The following is a 14,999-nucleotide window of genomic DNA, read 5'->3' as shown; positions in this document are numbered from 1 at the left end:
GAGCTGTAGTGAGTGAAAGTTAAATTCATTTGAAAAAAATGGTCGGTTTTATATCGCATAAAATATTCAGCTACATTGATTTTAATTGCTCCACAATAACTTCCAGTTGATACAGTCTATTTACAGAAATAATTTTATTATGAAAGACTTAACTCTACGCTATTACGATAACGAAATGCGCTATCTGCGCGACGCCGCAAAAGAGTTTGCTGAAACCCACCCTGACCGTGCCGCCATGCTCAACCTGGACCGGGCAGGCACGCCGGATCCCTTTGTGGAGCGCCTGCTTGAGGGATTTGCTTTTTCCGTAGGTCGGCTGCGCCAGAAGATTGATGATGACCTGCCGGAGCTGACCGAAGGCCTGGTCAGCATGCTCTGGCCGCATTATCTGCGCACGATCCCTTCACTGAGCATAGTGTCGCTCTCGCCTGATCTGCCGAAAATGAAAATGGCGGAGACCGCTCCCGCCGGGCTGGAGGTGTATTCCCGCCCGGTAGGCCCCAAAAATACTGTCTGCCACTACCGCACCACAAAGCCGGTTACGCTTAATCCGCTGTCAATCTCAGGCGTGGTCATGGGCACCGAGCCGGACGGACGCTCCGTGCTGCGCCTGCGCATAGCAAGCAGCGGGCAGGCGGACTGGAGCCAGTGTGACCTGCGCCATCTTAGCTTGTGGCTGGGAGAAGACGTGCCCGTGGCGACCGCGCTGCATCAGAGGCTGACCCGCCGTCAGGCCGCGATATACGTCCGCCTGGCCGGGCAGCAGGAGCGGATCGCCCTCAACGCCTGGTTCAGCCCGGGTGGATTTGGTGAGGACGACAGACTATGGCCAAAAGGTGACAGCGCCTTCAGCGGCTATCAGTTGCTGCTGGAGTACTTCACCTTCCCGGAGAAGTTTCGCTTTGTGACCCTGAACGGACTGGAAGCTATCCCTCTTCCACCCGGACTCACGGGGTTCGATATTGAGGTGGTATTCAGTGAGGCGTGGCAGAGTGATTTGCCGGTGACCGATGCTTCGCTGAAACTGCACTGCGTACCGGTGATTAACCTGTTCACGCTGGAAGCTGACCCGCTGACGGTTAACGGACTGGAGAGCGAGTACCTGCTGCGCGCGAAGCGCCTGCAGGACGGACATACCGAGATTTACTCGGTGGATGCAGTCAGCGGTTCAGGGCTGACCGGCGCGGCAGAGTACGTTCCGTTCACCAGCTTCCGGCATCGGGGCGGCATGATGCGACGCCTCGCACCTGAGCGCTATTTTCATACGCGCGTTCGAAAAGGCGTGACCGGGATGCACGACACCTGGCTGATACTCGGCGGTCAGCAGTGGGAGGAGGGGGAGGAGCTTTCCCGCGATACGCTCTCGCTGCGCATCACCGGCACCAACGGCCAGCTTCCCCGTCGTGCGTTGCAGAGCACCCTGCTGGACCGCTGCGAACAGGTGTTGCAGACCCCTGTCACGGTGCGCAATCTGACTCGTCCGACACTTCCTGCTTATCCACCCGCTGAGGACCGCTTTCATTGGCGGGTGCTGAGCCACCTCGGTTCCGGCTTCATCAATATGATGAATAGCGCAGAGGTGCTGCGCGGCACGCTGTCGCTGTACAACTGGCAGGATGACGAACTCTGCAACCGCAGGCTGGATGCGATCCTTGACGTACAGCATCACCGTCTGCAGCGGTTTGAGTCCGGCTACCTGCTGCGCGGCCTCGACGTTGAGGTGACGCTCGACAGCAGCGGCTTTAGCGGTGATGGCGATATACATCTGTTCGGCGAGATGCTCAACCGCTTCCTGTCGCTTTACGCGGACATGAACCAGTTCATTCAGCTCTCCCTGATTATCCGGCCTGAAGGAAAATGCATCCGGTGGAAAGAGAATCACAGTCAGCGCCTGCCCGGCTAATCGCGCGGCTGGGTGACCGGCTGCCTTACATGAATTTTTACCGCTTCTGTCAGCTTCTGGAAAGGAGCGACCCCGATGCACCTGTGCCGGGCAGCACTTGGCAGGTGCGGCACGAGCCAGTGCGCTTCCGGCCTCATCCCGGCATGGGCTTTCCGGCAGGAGAAATTCGCGGTGCAGAAGCGCCCGCTCATCCGCATCTGCCGCCCACGGTACGCATTAATTTCATGGGGCTCTATGGCACGGCGTCTCCGCTGCCGACGCACTACATTGATGACGTGACGCGGCTACGCGAAGGGCACGAGGCCACCCAGGATTTTCTGGATATCTTCAGCCACCGCCTGACCACCCAGTTTTACCGCATCTGGCGCAAATACACCTACCCGGCGACTTTCGCACCAGGCGGCACCGATGACACCTCTCAGTATCTGCTGGGGCTGGCGGGTCTGGGGATAACCGGTTGTGCGCAGAATATCGCGACGCCGGTCTCGCGATTCCTGGCGCTGCTGCCGGTGATGCTGCTGCCCGGTCGAACCGCCGAAGGGGTCTCCTCACTGGTGAAGCTGCTGGCACCGGACACGCGCGCGCAGGTCGTGCCCTGGGATTCACGTCGTATTCCCCAATCCTCAATACTGAATATGAGCACGCGCCACCCTGTCAGTCTGACGCATCGACCGGTGGTGGGGACGCATGCCACAGACGTCAACGGTCAGGTATTGCTGAGGCTGTTCACCGGCAACCCTGAGGAAGTTCGGGGATGGCTCCCAGACGGGCAACTGCACGGCGACTTGATGGCGCTGTTGCATGTTTATCTGGGGGCAAAGCTGGATGCACGACTGGAGCTGTGCGTGGATCGCACGCTGATGCCTGATGCGCAACTGAGCTGCCGTACGGATGGGGCGCAACAACTGGGACGCACGGCGGTGCTTCCTCTGACACAACCCGCGGGCTCCCGCGAGTCTGATCTGATAACCATTCAGCTTGGTCGCTATCAGCGCGTCCGGGTACAACCTTCAAGGATAGAAACCGATGAACAGGGCGACTACCGCTGGTAAAACGCTTCTCCCTCTTGTGCTGGCGCTGAGCGTCAGCGGCTGCGGTTTGACTCAGAAAGTATCTGAGGGCACCGCCTCCATAACCAAATCCATTTTTTACAAGCAAATACGCACACTGCATCTCGATTTTCGCGCCCGTGAAGGGGCAAACCGCAATGCGCAGGGCGTCGCGCTCTCAACCGTGGTGCGCATATGGCAACTCAAGGACAGTAAAGCCTTTGACGCTTCAGACTATCCTTCGCTGCTTGCTGCTGACAGTCAGGTTCTGAAGGCGGACCTGCTGGCACAAAAGGACATCCGCATCCGCCCGGGTGAGTCAGTCAGTATTGATATGCCGATGGACGATAAAGCGGAGGTCGTGGCGGTGGCCGGCCTCTTCCTCTCGCCGGACACTCAGGATGATCAGTGGCGACTGCTGCTGACCCGCGATGATCTCGACCCGGATAAGGCGCGCGTGATTGAACTGGGTGACGGTACACTGACTTTGGTCGCGGAAAAGGCTAAAAGACCCTGATGATGCCTTCACTTTATGAGATCCTTTACGGCAATTTTAGTGGCGGGCTGGCGCTCGATGCCGTGAGCGAACGGGACCAGGTCATACTTTCGGTGCTGGATAATCTGCAGCGCATCCTCAATACCCGTGCAGGCTCAATTGCACACATCCCCGATTATGGACTGCCGGATATGACCCGCATCCTGCAGGGGATGCCGGGCACTGCGCACCAGCTGCTTCACACCTTTTCAAGCGTGTTGTTGAAGTACGAACCGCGCCTTAAGCGTATTGAGGTGGCATTGCTGGAACAAACGGTGCCAGGCGAATTGCGCTACGCCATTGAAGCCGAACTCACCGGTATTGGCCTGGTGCGCTATGGCACGGAATTCAAACCAGAGGGCAGAGTGTTGCTGCGTCACTTAAAGCAACAGCAGTTAATGGGCAGTGGTTTGACGGGATAAACAAGGAAGGTTGTTGAATATGAATCAGGTGATTAAAACCGGTGCAGATCCGCGCACCTTACCAGGCTATTCCCAGTTGCGGGAAGAGATGAGTAAGCTGACGCATCCCGCCCGGCCCGATGTTGATTGGGGCAAAGTGGAGAGACTCACGCTGGGGTTGTTTGAACAAAATGGACTGGAGTTGCAGAGTGCGGCCTGGTTCACTTTGGCGCGTGCCAACAACGCGGGTTTGAGGGGGCTCAATGAAGGCTTGAATCTGATTGACGCGCTGGTGGTACATCAGTGGTCGATTTTCTGGCCGCTGGCGATTGATGCGCGCGCCGATATCCTCAGCGTGATGTTTCGACGTCTGCAAAGTCTTTACCGTGGCTGGCAGGTGGTGGGCAGCGAGATGGCGGCGCAGCTATTAGAAACGGAGCGGTTGCTGATATCCCTGCGTGAAGCGTTGTTACGTTTTGGTATCAGGGAATTCGCGCAGGCCAATACGTTATTGCATCAGGTCAAACACTCCATAACGCAGCTTCAAGAAAGACTGCCCTCTCCGGTACAGCTTATTCCGGCAGCACTCAACAGTGAACACCACAGCGATCCGGCTCGCGTTTATGTGGTCTATCCTGATGCGGATGAGCAGCAAGACGCGCCCACAGCGGCATCATCATTAAAATCATTTGTGAGTGGGGCCTGCTGTGCCTTACTGGCTGGCGTTTTAGTCTTTGTCTGTGGCAGTTGGTATCGATACGAACAGCATCAGCACTTGATGGCCTCTCAAGCCTTGCTCGAACAACAGCGCAGAGAGAAACAAGCGATATCGTTGGAAAAATTACAGAGCTGGCATCGTGGTATGGCGCAGTTGGAAAATATGGCTGAACAACTCAATGGACTAGATAAAACTAAAGGGAAATATCTCACGGTGAGTGAGCTTAAAACGGGGATTTTTTCCGCGATGCAGGCCTTTAACCAGCAGATTCCGGTTGAAGAGCAACTTCGACGTTATGCCGAGGGTAATGGTGATCAGCTGAGCGAACAAACACAGACGGGATTACTGTTAAAACAGCTGATGTTTCGTTATCAACTCATACAACAGGATCACGCAGAGTCGCTCACCGATCGGGAAAAAGCCAATCTAAATCAAAGTCGTACCAGGTAGACTTCTGAAATCAGCGCTAAACCAGTAAAACTGATTGAATCCAATGGGTGGGCAGGTTACAACGTTGCAAAACCATGAATGGATGCTGGTGCAGTATCGACAACCCTCCTGACCCGGAGGGCTTTTTTATCGCTTTAACAACGGAAAACTATGCCTCACACTTACCGCCCATGGATGAAAAGGTATTGGCTGGTCTGGCTACTTCTCACGCTGGTGACTTTGTTCGCATTACTTGCCGAACAAATCCTGGATCAACGGCGCACGCGTGAAGCGGAATTCCATAAGCAGTTCAGTCGTATTGCGGCCTATTTAACGCAGAATGAAACTCTGTTGCCATTATTGACGGGTGATGAAAACCTCACTGAATTGCAGAAGAAATTTCCACAAATCGTGCAGCTTGAGCACACACAGAACAGGCCGCTAACCGGCCCGCGGTTTGAAGATGCCAGCGAAGGACGTTACTGGCTGTATAACCCCTATCGACAATTCCGCATGCTGGTGGATTTGCATTTTGCCGTGCAAGCTCCAGAGGTCGGGCTGGCACTTGCATTTCATATTCATGCTCAGCCCGCAATATCAACTTCGGCCTATTCTGAAACGGCGCGATGGCAATGGCAGCGTCCGTTTATCAACCTCTACCAACCTTTTCTGATTAAAGGCAGCGCGAATCCTGATTGGCGTGCGCTGCATGTCGCTCCGCCCCTGCTGGCGTTGATGTTGTGGCTCATCATCGGTTTTCTCGGTTGGGAATTATTGCGTCACTGGCGACAAAACGTCGAAATGCGTCTGCGGGCTGACTATTTCCAGCGCACGCGGCGTGAATCTTTGGGTGAATTCACGGCGGGTATCATCCATGAAATTAACCAGCCGCTCACCGCGATTAACACGTGGTTACACACCAGCCAGCTGCTGCTTAAGCAAGGCAAACACGATAGCCTGCCGCAGACACTCGGTGCCATCAGTTTACAAACTGAACGATTGGCCGGATTGCTGCAACGTTTTCGCGACATTGTCAGCGAACGCCCGGTGGCAATGACTGCGATCGGTGTTGAATCAACATGGCGGCGAGTCACGGTGCTATTACAACAAGAACTGGATGCGGGCGGTGTGGTGCTTCATCAGCAGTTTCAGCATGACCACGCGCGCGTTATCGGCGACGAACAATGGCTCGAACAGGTCTTTCACAATCTGCTACAAAATGCGATCCACATGCAGCAAGGGCAGGTGGATGCGTGGGTGGCTATCACTTCAGAACGCCTGGCGCACGAGATTAAAATCATCATCAGTGATAACGGACCAGGCTTTTCTGTCGAAGGATTAGCGCAGGCCTGTATGCCGTTTTACAGCTCGCGACCAGAAAGCATGGGGCTTGGCATGACGCTGGTTGAGAGCTTGATGTTACGCATGAATGGCCAGCTGCGGCTGGCAAACCGCGCCGAAGGCGGCGCGGAAATCACCCTAATTTTCCCACTGGCGGAGTAACGGAATGAGCGCAAAAGTTTGGTTAGTGGATGATGATTTGTCGGTGCGTGAATCATTGGGTTTTCTCTTGAGAACGCTGGAATATGACGTTGCCGACTTTGCTGATTTGGCCTCATTTGAGGCGGCTACGTCAGCGCAGGAACCGCTGCGCGGCTGTTTGTTGCTGGACGTCCGCATGCCGGGCATCAGTGGCCTTAGCTGGTTGGCAGAGAAGGGCGTAAGGCATCCGCTGCTGCCGGTGATCATCATTACCGGTCATGGCACGATTGAAGCCTGTCGCCGTGCGTTCCGTCAGGGGGCTTTCGAGTTTTACACCAAACCGTTAGAGATTGAACCGTTGCTGGAAAGCGTGCACCAGGCAATGCATGAAAGTGGACAGCGCGCGCAGCGCTGGCAGGCGCAACAGATTTTGCAGTCGCGTTTTGCATTGTTGTCGGTGCGTGAAAACGAAGTGATGCAACTGATGATTGCCGGGCAGACCAGCAAAGAGATAGCGCGTGATTTATCGCTGTCACCACGAACGGTTGAAGCCCATCGCGCCGCAGTTCTGACTAAACTGGAAATGGACAATCTTGCGCAACTGATTCACGCCTGGCAGCAACTTAACCAGGTATAACTACCTGGCAGAACGCGTGACCACCCGAATATTTATTAACCTGCTCTCATTTTACAGTGTCACCTAACATAACTCAGGAGTGACACATGACTATTCGCCTTTCTTTGATTGCTGCTGCGGCGGCATTTGTTTCTTTTGGCAGCCAGGCCGCCGTGACTGAATTCAATCTGTCATTGGCTGAGGCGCAAAAACTGGCCAGCGCAGCTATTCAGTCCTGCGCAGCAAAAAATTACAATGTCACCGTGACAGTAGTAGATCGCGCAGGTTTAGTGACTGCGGTACAGCGTATGGACAATGCCGGTCCGCACACCGTAGAAGCGAGCCGTATGAAGGCCTACACCGCGTTGAGTACCAGGAATCTGAGTGGCAAAGTGATGGAAACGGCACAGAACAATCCAGGCGCGCAGAATATGCGTGACGTACCAGGCTTTCTGCTGTTAGCCGGTGGCGTGCCGGTAAAAAGTGGTAATCAGGTGATTGGTGCGATTGGTGTCGGTGGTGCGCCGGGCGGTAATCTTGATGAGGCTTGCGCGCTGGATGCATTGAAAGCGATTGATTAAGTCATGATGGGCGCAATATATTGCGCCCATCAAGCACATGGTCTGTCGTGTCATTTCAATTAGCCTGTCCAACATAGCCAGGGCACGTCCTGCAGGCCACCCGCTACGGAATATCGGTTTCCCTGCCGCGCTATGACTCCACTGATGAACTGCCATAACGTACGCGTCTTGACGCCACAAAACACAGCAGCGGCACCGGTAAGGTAAACAACAGCAGCAACCACAGCAGTACGTACACCGCATCGACGCCGTCATTTTGCAGATTGTTATAAAGCTGAACCGGCATGCCCTGAGGGAAATAGGCGAAAATCATGACAATGCCGAACTCACCCATGGCGCGCACCCACGCCAAAGCTGTTGCAGAGGCCAAACCCGGCGCGGCCAGCGGAACCGACAAACGCCAAAATCCTTGCCACGGTGAGGCACCTAAGGTACGACCGGCATCCAGAATATCCTGCGGAACGCCCGCAAAAGCGGAACGCGCAGTGGTAATGAAGTAGGGCAGTGCGCCGTACCATTGCGCCAGAATAAACGCGGCAGGATTGTTAACCAGCGTCCAGCCAAATTTCCCCAGTAATTCCCCCGGAACACTATAAGGTCCGTAAGCGCTCACCAGTAAAATCCCCATTGCCAGCGGAGGCGTCAGTAATGGAATCATCACCAACAGTTCCACAATGGCGCGCGCACGACCCTTTGCCTGCGACAACCACCACGCCACCGGCAATCCGCTGATAAAGATCAACAGCAGCGCAATCGCGCCCAATCCCAAAGAGGTGGAGATGGCACTCCCATCGCCCCAGGCAAGGTGCATGTGCTGCCATTGAGTGACACCAATCAGGGTGACGAATGGCACGGCCAGCAACATCAGTGCTGGCAGTGACAACCAAAGCGCGGTGGCGTGACCGGTCTTCATTACTGATAAACAGCTCCGCCTTTCGGCGCGGCGTAGCCATTCTGTTTAAACAGCGCCTGACCTGGCTTACTCAGCATGAAATCGACAAAGGCTTTACCCGCCGCCGCACCGTGCGGAGCGTTTTTCAGCACGGCTGCGTAGTAAACCAGCGGTTGAGTGTGCAGCACTTTATCTTTGCCAGCGCTGTCTTTGACGCTGAAGCTGACAGTGTCATACCACTGTTTTGCCATGTCTGGGTTGCTCAGGTTGATCTCATCCGGCAGCGCCACATAAGGCAGATGCGCGGATATCACTTCACTCTCATAACCTGCCGCGGCATCGACCTGACCACTCTCCAGACGAGCCAGCAGGCCACCTTCAAGATGGGTCTGAGCAGGGTTTTGGTAGCCACCAAGAATTTTATCGGCGATGCCCGGCTGCTTGTAATACTTCTCAGCCAGCAGCAGGGTAAAGATAATGTTCTGGCCTTTTGGATCGTTAATCGGATCGGTGCGACCGAATTTAATTCCCGGCGTGGCCAGCACTTTCAGCCAACTGGCATCTGCGCCTTTAGCCTGTGCGAACTGCTGGGCAAATTTGCCTTTCGGGCTGTACGCCACCACCATGCTAGTGCTGGCAACCGGTACGGCATCATCAATCAATCCTGCATCTTTCAAAATCTGCATCGGGCCAGGCGTGATGGAGACGAACACGTCAGCGGTGATTTTTTTACTCGCCAGCAGACGTGCCATGCCGTATGCACCCTGGCCTTGCCCTTCATATTTTCCGTCGTTCTGTTTGGCAAAGGCTGGACCTAAAGACTGGTCCATCACTTTTCCCATCGAACCAGCATAAGTTACGCGAATATCGGTACTGGCTTGTGCTTGCAGGCTGAGGCCCGCGGCGGCGGTTAACATCAATGCTGTGAGGTATCTGACTTGCATTCCCTTTCTCGCTATATAATTAGGTAGATAACGATTATCGGAAATTGTGCAATCAGTGCAAGCTGAAATCTGTTGCGAAATATGGGGATAGCCCGCCGGAGCGGGCTGACGACATCAGGCGAGAATGCGCTGAGCCCAGGATTCAATATCATCACCGCTACCCATATCCAACTGCACCAGACCGTTGGTGATAAAGGTGGGTGAGACGTGAATACCGTTCTGGCGCGAATACTTGCAGTGCCACTTGATTTCATTTTGCAGCTCGGCGCGCAGGAACGGCGCATGGGCATCGATACCGCTATATTGTTGCAAACGATCAAGAATTTGGTGCGGTGTGGCGTCCATGTTCGGCCCATGACTGTGATCGGTGAACTCAAACTCTTCACGATGATCGGCGACCGCCTGCAGCACGCGTTTTGCAGCAGCTTTGCCCTCAGGCAAAGTGGAAGCGGCGAGGATGTAACGAACGATCAGCCCGGAATACATATGCCACGGCTGGGATTGCAGCCGAATCTTTAGCGTCATTTTATCTTCCCCCACCAATGCCAGCAGCGCATCCAGTTTATTAAAGGCACGGACTGAGAACGGACAGGTGGGTTCAAGAAACACTTCAAACACTTTGGGGCCGTGGCCCCAGATCAATGGATCGGCGTGTAACACGGTGGTTTGACTCATATTCATTCCCTGTTGCGAGGTTAAACGTTGTACTACTTTGGCAAAGCCCGACGACGACAGCCAGCTTAGGTTTATGCTTTTTTGTTACAAGGACAATTGCGGTCGACAGCATGACGCAAAATAAAAATCATTTTATAGATCCGTTAACTACAAGAATGTCCGCTGTTTCCGCCTTTGCTCAGAAAATAAACGGCTATAGTTATGCCAGCTTTGTTCTCTTTTTGTGCGGTCAGCGCCGCACGGTTTATTCATTTGCCTGGAGCCGATAGATACGCAACGAGGTTCAATGTGTTTGCCGAAATATCCTGGAAAATCATCCATCAGGTGATCAATCAGACCATTGCGGAGATGGTGGATGAGCAGCAAACGTTGGATGTGGTCAGCCTGCGCAGACGGCTACGTGAGATGGCCGAAAGCGAGACAGATGAAGAGATGGTGCTGTGCTATTGGCAAGCGAGCAAGGTGCTGATGCGTTTACCGCCGACAATCACCGCCAGCCAACTGATTGAAGCAGCGAGGCATGCTTTTCGCAGCCCACTGAATCACGATCCGCTTTAACCCTAAATGCTTTTCTGACGAATCGCGGATAATCGTTTGATTTATCGTCATAATCCTGGCGTACGCTCTGCTAAACTAGAGCGTCAAAACGCTGAAACAGAGGACAGTAATGAAAATCAAAAGTTATGCCGCGATGAACGCAGGCGAAGCGCTGGTGCCTTTTGAGTATGAGGCCGGTCCGCTGGCAGCTGAAGAGGTACAGGTTGAGGTCGATTACTGTGGCGTTTGCCACTCTGACCTGTCGATGATTGATAACGAGTGGGGCATCTCAGCCTTCCCGGTGATCGCGGGCCATGAAGTGATTGGCCGCATCAGTGCATTAGGTGAAGCCGCACAGAATAAAGGACTGAAAGTCGGTCAGCGTGTGGGCATTGGCTGGACAGCGAAAAGCTGCCAGCACTGTAATGCCTGTATCAACGGCGAGCAGGTCAATTGCGAAAACGGTTCTGTACCCACCATCATGAATAAAGGTGGTTTCGCCAGCCATCTGCGTGCTGACTGGCAATGGGTGATCCCGCTGCCAGAGTCAATGGATATCACCACTGCCGGCCCACTGCTGTGCGGCGGTATTACCGTGTTCAAACCGCTGCTGATGCACAACATCAATGCCACCAGTCGTGTGGGCGTGATCGGCATCGGCGGCCTTGGTCATATGGCGATCAAACTGCTGCGTGCTATGGGTGCGGAAGTGACCGCGTTCAGTTCCAACGCCAGTAAAACCGAATCCATCCTGGCGATGGGTGCCGACCGCGTGGTGAATAGCCGCGACCCGCAGGCATTGAACGCGCTGGCAGGCCAGTTTGATCTGATCATCAGTACCGTTGCAGTAGACCTCGACTGGCAGCCGTACTTCCAGGCGTTAGCACCGCACGGTAAATTCCACACCGTGGGTGCCGTGATGAAGCCCTTTGAAGTCCCCGCTTTCAGCCTGATCATGGGCGACCGTGCCGTGACAGGATCATCCACCGGTTCTCCGGGCCAGTTGCGTTCGTTAATGAAACTGGCATCGCGTGCTGACGTTGCGCCAACGGTAGAAGCGTTCCCGATGTCGAAAATCAACGACGCGCTGGATCATGTCCGCGCCGGTAAAGCGAATTACCGCGTAGTGCTGAAAGCGGATTTCTAACATGGTGATAGGGTCGGCAGCCATGCCCTTGCAACTTCAATGTCAGATGAGGGTCCGACTTTACGTTGCAGTGCAGCCATGCCGACATTGAGTCTTGCGGTGCGCATCGTGCGCACCGATTCTTCGCCCCTCCATTCTTAAGCTGCATCGTCCTTCCAAACAGCATTCCCCTTACTAATAACCTGATTATTCAGCATTATATTGCTCATCACTTTGCTACTCTGATGCTCTATCGAGCAAAACTCCGAGGACAGCGATGAAGATTTCCAGCTATGCCGCTCTGCAAGCGGGTGAGGCGTTAGTGCCTTATGAATATGATGCCGGCCCGCTGGCAGCGGAAGACGTACAGGTTGAAGTCGATTACTGCGGCGTGTGCCATTCCGACTTGTCGATGATCGATAACGAGTGGGGCGGTTCACGTTATCCGTTGATTGCCGGACATGAAGTGATTGGTCGCGTGGCGGCGCTGGGAGAGGCGGCGCAAAACAAAGGGCTCAGCATCGGGCAACGCGTCGGTATCGGCTGGACGGCAAAAAGCTGCCATCACTGTGATGCCTGCATCGCAGGCGATCAGGTGAACTGCGAAAATGGCAAAGTCTCCACCATCAATAACCGCGGCGGTTTTGCCAGCCATCTGCGCGCCAACTGGCAATGGGTGATCCCGCTGCCCGAGACGCTGGATCTGGCATCTGCAGGTCCGTTGCTGTGTGGTGGCATCACCGTGTTCAAACCGCTGCTGATGCACAACATCAATGCCACCAGTCGTGTGGGCGTGATTGGAATTGGTGGACTAGGGCATATGGCGGTTAAGCTGCTGCGTGCGATGGGCGCGGAAGTCACCGCCTTCAGCTCCAATGCCAGCAAAACCGACTCCATTCTGGCGATGGGCGCCAATCGGGTGGTAAACAGCCGCGATGCGGAAGCCCTGAATGCATTAACTGGTCAGTTTGATCTGATCATCAGCACCGTTGCCGTGGATTTAGACTGGAAGCCCTACTACCAGGCACTGGCGCGACAAGGCAAGTTCCACACGGTGGGCGCGGTGATGAAGCCGTTTGAGGTTCCGGCGTTCAGTTTGATTGTCGGCGATCGTGCGCTAACCGGATCTTCAACCGGTTCTCCCGCTCAGTTACGTACCTTGCTCAAGTTAGCCGCCCGCGTGGATATCGCTCCACAGGTGGAGGTATTTCCGATGTCGCAGGTCAATGCCGCGTTAGAACATGTGAGAGCGGGAAAAGCCCATTATCGCGTGGTACTCAAGGCAGACTTTTAAGATTCGCAGACGAGATGAGGTGCGCATCCTTGCGCACCAACCCTTATTTACCTTGTGGATCGCTTTCGCCCAGGAAGAAATACCACAACGGAATCGACATCAGTGCGGTGAACACTGCGCTGTATAAGGCAATCATCAACCCCTGCGTGATGTACATCGTCAATGACCAGTGGCTAAAAGGGATACCGTATTGATCGATCACTCCGCCAATAATCGCATTGCTCATCACCGAAACGACAATCACCGCCAGAATGCACACGCCGCGCAGGAAGTTACGCATCTCCTTGCGCTTCACCGTAAAGCGAGCGCGAATAATGCCAAGCGGTGACTGCTGCGACGCCAGAATCTCCGCTTCGGTCATCGGAACACGTTGCTGTTTACGCCAGCGCAAAACGTCGATCAGCAAAAACGCCAGCAGGCTTACGCCCATCACCGGCAGCGCATAACCCAGCGCTAACGCTATCATCAGGCAGGTGCCTTTACTGTAGTGCGGTATAGCAAGCCAGGTCTCCGTTAACGTTTTCGCCGGGCTGGCTTCCGCCTGTTGCGGACGGCGAGCCCACCACATGCGATAACCCAGCACGATCATCGTGCATAAACCGAGTCCAAAGAACGCCAGCAACAGTTGGTTGGGCAAGCCAAACAGCACGCCCATATGCGCATCCACGCCCCAGCGCGTCAGTTTTGCCACCAGTGGGAACTGGGCGAAATAGACGTGATCAACAATCGTGAAGTCTTGCGGATTCACGGAAACCGCATCAACCCGGGTTGGCCAGCTTCGATCGATTTCGGTTACTGCCCATGCTTTGTCCGCGCTTTTCGGCTGACGTAACTCCAGCTTACTGGCGCTCAATCCATCCTGACGGGCGGCGCTGAGTACGCGATCCCAATCGCTGTCCGGCTGGTTGTTGGGCATCGGCTTCGCGGGCTGCGCAACCGGTTTTGCCATTGATGACATCGACATACTGGACATGTCCATATTCGACATATCCATATCAGGCATGCCTGGCATGCTGTGATGGTCAGCATGAGGATCGGCGGGCGCCGTATCGCCATTGAGTGAGGTGTTGACCTGTGGTGTCAGCCAGTTCAACTCCGTACGCCAGCGGTCAATATTATTACCCGCCCACTGCGACCAGGTTAAACCGGTGGCGGAGAAGAATACCAATCCCAGCACCAGCGTCAGACCTAGCGTGATATGCCAGTGACGGCTAAAGGCGAATCCCTTGCGCGCGGCTTTCAGCTTACGTTTCGGGCGTGTGCCCAGCCACAGCACCACGCCACCCAGCGCGGCGACCCACAACCAGGACGCCGCCAGCTCGCTGTAGTTGCGGCCAAAATCACCCAACAGCAGACTGCTGTGCAGCAGATCAAGCGTGGTACGCAACGGCAGTACACCGCTGGTGCCGTACACCGTCATATCGCCTTTAACTTTCAGGCTATAAGGGTCGATAAACACTGCGCGAGACTGCGAAGCACCCAGTGAGGCATCGCTGAACTGTACGCGAGTGGTATCCGTTGCGCCTGGCGCAGGCCGCACAGCGTAAATGTGCTGTTTCTCACCTGCGTAGGCGCGTGCCGCGCTGATTTGCGCAGACAGTGGCTGGGCAGGGCCATTGGGTTGTGCCGTTAACGCATCGGAGTAGATGACGTTTTCCAGTTGTGGCGTCAGCACATAGAGCGTGCCGCTGAGTGCCGCGACAAAAATAAAGGGCGCGACAAACAGGCCAATATAAAAATGTAAGCGACGAAGTAGATTAAGCACCGCACCACGCGGTGCTGCAGAGTGAGCAGCAGACAAAGCCGTCTTCCTTCCG

15 protein-coding genes are annotated in these 14,999 nt (G+C 54.8%); 11 read left to right on the top strand and 4 right to left on the bottom strand.

Annotated elements, in window-relative coordinates; translation table 11 throughout:
- Nucleotides 1-139 precede the first annotated feature (139 nt).
- The 8 genes from tssF to WFP70_RS21310 all read left to right on the top strand — a co-directional run bounded on the left by tssF (nucleotide 140) and on the right by WFP70_RS21310 (nucleotide 7,714).
- On the top strand, nucleotides 140-1,903 hold the full coding sequence (gene tssF / locus WFP70_RS21345; protein WP_337024356.1) for a type VI secretion system baseplate subunit TssF: 1,764 nt from the start codon (nucleotides 140-142) through the stop codon (nucleotides 1,901-1,903).
- Nucleotides 1,858-2,955, top strand: coding sequence for a type VI secretion system baseplate subunit TssG (tssG, locus tag WFP70_RS21340; protein ID WP_337024355.1), 1,098 nt, complete (start codon nucleotides 1,858-1,860; stop codon nucleotides 2,953-2,955). Before tssF ends, tssG begins: the two co-directional genes overlap by 46 nt.
- On the top strand, nucleotides 2,930-3,469 hold the full coding sequence (gene tssJ / locus WFP70_RS21335) for a type VI secretion system lipoprotein TssJ (RefSeq protein WP_337024354.1): 540 nt from the start codon (nucleotides 2,930-2,932) through the stop codon (nucleotides 3,467-3,469). The genes tssG and tssJ overlap by 26 nt, the downstream gene beginning before the upstream one ends.
- On the top strand, nucleotides 3,469-3,909 hold the full coding sequence (gene tssE, locus WFP70_RS21330) for a type VI secretion system baseplate subunit TssE (protein WP_097118721.1): 441 nt from the start codon (nucleotides 3,469-3,471) through the stop codon (nucleotides 3,907-3,909). The genes tssJ and tssE overlap by 1 nt, the downstream gene beginning before the upstream one ends.
- A 19-nt stretch (nucleotides 3,910-3,928) precedes the next feature.
- Nucleotides 3,929-5,056, top strand: a complete 1,128-nt coding sequence (locus WFP70_RS21325) for a VasL domain-containing protein (RefSeq protein WP_337024353.1) — start codon at nucleotides 3,929-3,931, stop codon at nucleotides 5,054-5,056.
- A gap of 150 nt (nucleotides 5,057-5,206) precedes the next feature.
- A complete protein-coding gene (locus tag WFP70_RS21320) occupies nucleotides 5,207-6,538 on the top strand; it encodes a sensor histidine kinase (protein WP_337024352.1) in 1,332 nt (443 codons plus the stop codon).
- Nucleotides 6,539-6,542: 4 nt separating this feature from the next.
- Complete coding sequence (locus WFP70_RS21315; protein ID WP_337024351.1) at nucleotides 6,543-7,154, top strand: response regulator transcription factor; 612 nt, start codon at nucleotides 6,543-6,545, stop codon at nucleotides 7,152-7,154.
- 86 nt (nucleotides 7,155-7,240) lie between these two features.
- Nucleotides 7,241-7,714: a GlcG/HbpS family heme-binding protein gene (locus tag WFP70_RS21310; RefSeq protein WP_337024350.1), complete on the top strand. Its 474-nt coding sequence runs from the start codon at nucleotides 7,241-7,243 to the stop codon at nucleotides 7,712-7,714.
- 130 nt (nucleotides 7,715-7,844) lie between these two features.
- Here the strand turns inward: WFP70_RS21310 and WFP70_RS21305 are convergent, their stop codons facing one another.
- From WFP70_RS21305 to WFP70_RS21295, 3 genes are all read right to left on the bottom strand, one after another.
- Nucleotides 7,845-8,627, bottom strand: coding sequence for a molybdate ABC transporter permease subunit (locus WFP70_RS21305; protein WP_058961988.1), 783 nt, complete (start codon nucleotides 8,625-8,627; stop codon nucleotides 7,845-7,847).
- A complete protein-coding gene (locus WFP70_RS21300; protein ID WP_045834317.1) occupies nucleotides 8,627-9,550 on the bottom strand; it encodes an extracellular solute-binding protein in 924 nt (307 codons plus the stop codon). Before WFP70_RS21300 ends, WFP70_RS21305 begins: the two co-directional genes overlap by 1 nt.
- Before the next feature lie 114 nt (nucleotides 9,551-9,664).
- Nucleotides 9,665-10,225, bottom strand: a complete 561-nt coding sequence (locus WFP70_RS21295) for a hypothetical protein (protein WP_058961989.1) — start codon at nucleotides 10,223-10,225, stop codon at nucleotides 9,665-9,667.
- 288 nt (nucleotides 10,226-10,513) lie between these two features.
- On the opposite strand from WFP70_RS21295, the gene WFP70_RS21290 reads away from it, so the two are divergent.
- The 3 genes from WFP70_RS21290 to ahr (WFP70_RS21280) all read left to right on the top strand — a co-directional run bounded on the left by WFP70_RS21290 (nucleotide 10,514) and on the right by ahr (WFP70_RS21280) (nucleotide 13,182).
- Nucleotides 10,514-10,783: a hypothetical protein gene (locus tag WFP70_RS21290; protein ID WP_045813827.1), complete on the top strand. Its 270-nt coding sequence runs from the start codon at nucleotides 10,514-10,516 to the stop codon at nucleotides 10,781-10,783.
- Between the two features lie 109 nt (nucleotides 10,784-10,892).
- Nucleotides 10,893-11,909 (top strand): NADPH-dependent aldehyde reductase Ahr, encoded by a 1,017-nt coding sequence (gene ahr, locus WFP70_RS21285; RefSeq protein WP_034830227.1) that lies wholly within the window; start codon nucleotides 10,893-10,895, stop codon nucleotides 11,907-11,909.
- 256 nt (nucleotides 11,910-12,165) lie between these two features.
- Nucleotides 12,166-13,182: an NADPH-dependent aldehyde reductase Ahr gene (gene ahr / locus WFP70_RS21280; protein ID WP_337024349.1), complete on the top strand. Its 1,017-nt coding sequence runs from the start codon at nucleotides 12,166-12,168 to the stop codon at nucleotides 13,180-13,182.
- A 43-nt stretch (nucleotides 13,183-13,225) separates the two neighbouring features.
- Here ahr (WFP70_RS21280) and WFP70_RS21275 read toward each other — a convergent pair whose 3' ends face one another.
- Nucleotides 13,226-14,983: a DUF2534 family protein gene (locus WFP70_RS21275; RefSeq protein ID WP_337024348.1), complete on the bottom strand. Its 1,758-nt coding sequence runs from the start codon at nucleotides 14,981-14,983 to the stop codon at nucleotides 13,226-13,228.
- Nucleotides 14,984-14,999 lie beyond the last annotated feature (16 nt).

The sequence above is a fragment of the Pantoea sp. USMM079 genome (genome assembly GCF_037153115.1).
Taxonomy (GTDB): Bacteria; Pseudomonadota; Gammaproteobacteria; order Enterobacterales; family Enterobacteriaceae; genus Pantoea; species Pantoea communis.
Note: the sequence above shows the minus strand (reverse complement) of the source record. Positions and strands in the feature narration are given on the sequence as shown.

Excerpts from the sequence above, each read along its gene's own strand:
- tssF (WP_337024356.1), top strand. The coding sequence starts at position 140 with ATGAAAGACTTAACTCTACGCTATTACGATAACGAAATGCGCTATCTG.
- tssG (WP_337024355.1), top strand. The coding sequence starts at position 1,858 with ATGCATCCGGTGGAAAGAGAATCACAGTCAGCGCCTGCCCGGCTAATC.
- tssJ (WP_337024354.1), top strand. The coding sequence starts at position 2,930 with ATGAACAGGGCGACTACCGCTGGTAAAACGCTTCTCCCTCTTGTGCTG.
- tssE (WP_097118721.1), top strand. The coding sequence starts at position 3,469 with ATGATGCCTTCACTTTATGAGATCCTTTACGGCAATTTTAGTGGCGGG.
- WFP70_RS21325 (WP_337024353.1), top strand. The coding sequence starts at position 3,929 with ATGAATCAGGTGATTAAAACCGGTGCAGATCCGCGCACCTTACCAGGC.
- WFP70_RS21320 (WP_337024352.1), top strand. The coding sequence starts at position 5,207 with ATGCCTCACACTTACCGCCCATGGATGAAAAGGTATTGGCTGGTCTGG.
- WFP70_RS21315 (WP_337024351.1), top strand. The coding sequence starts at position 6,543 with ATGAGCGCAAAAGTTTGGTTAGTGGATGATGATTTGTCGGTGCGTGAA.
- WFP70_RS21310 (WP_337024350.1), top strand. The coding sequence starts at position 7,241 with ATGACTATTCGCCTTTCTTTGATTGCTGCTGCGGCGGCATTTGTTTCT.
- WFP70_RS21305 (WP_058961988.1), bottom strand. The coding sequence starts at position 8,627 with ATGAAGACCGGTCACGCCACCGCGCTTTGGTTGTCACTGCCAGCACTG.
- WFP70_RS21300 (WP_045834317.1), bottom strand. The coding sequence starts at position 9,550 with ATGCAAGTCAGATACCTCACAGCATTGATGTTAACCGCCGCCGCGGGC.
- WFP70_RS21295 (WP_058961989.1), bottom strand. The coding sequence starts at position 10,225 with ATGAGTCAAACCACCGTGTTACACGCCGATCCATTGATCTGGGGCCAC.
- ahr (WP_034830227.1), top strand. The coding sequence starts at position 10,893 with ATGAAAATCAAAAGTTATGCCGCGATGAACGCAGGCGAAGCGCTGGTG.
- ahr (WP_337024349.1), top strand. The coding sequence starts at position 12,166 with ATGAAGATTTCCAGCTATGCCGCTCTGCAAGCGGGTGAGGCGTTAGTG.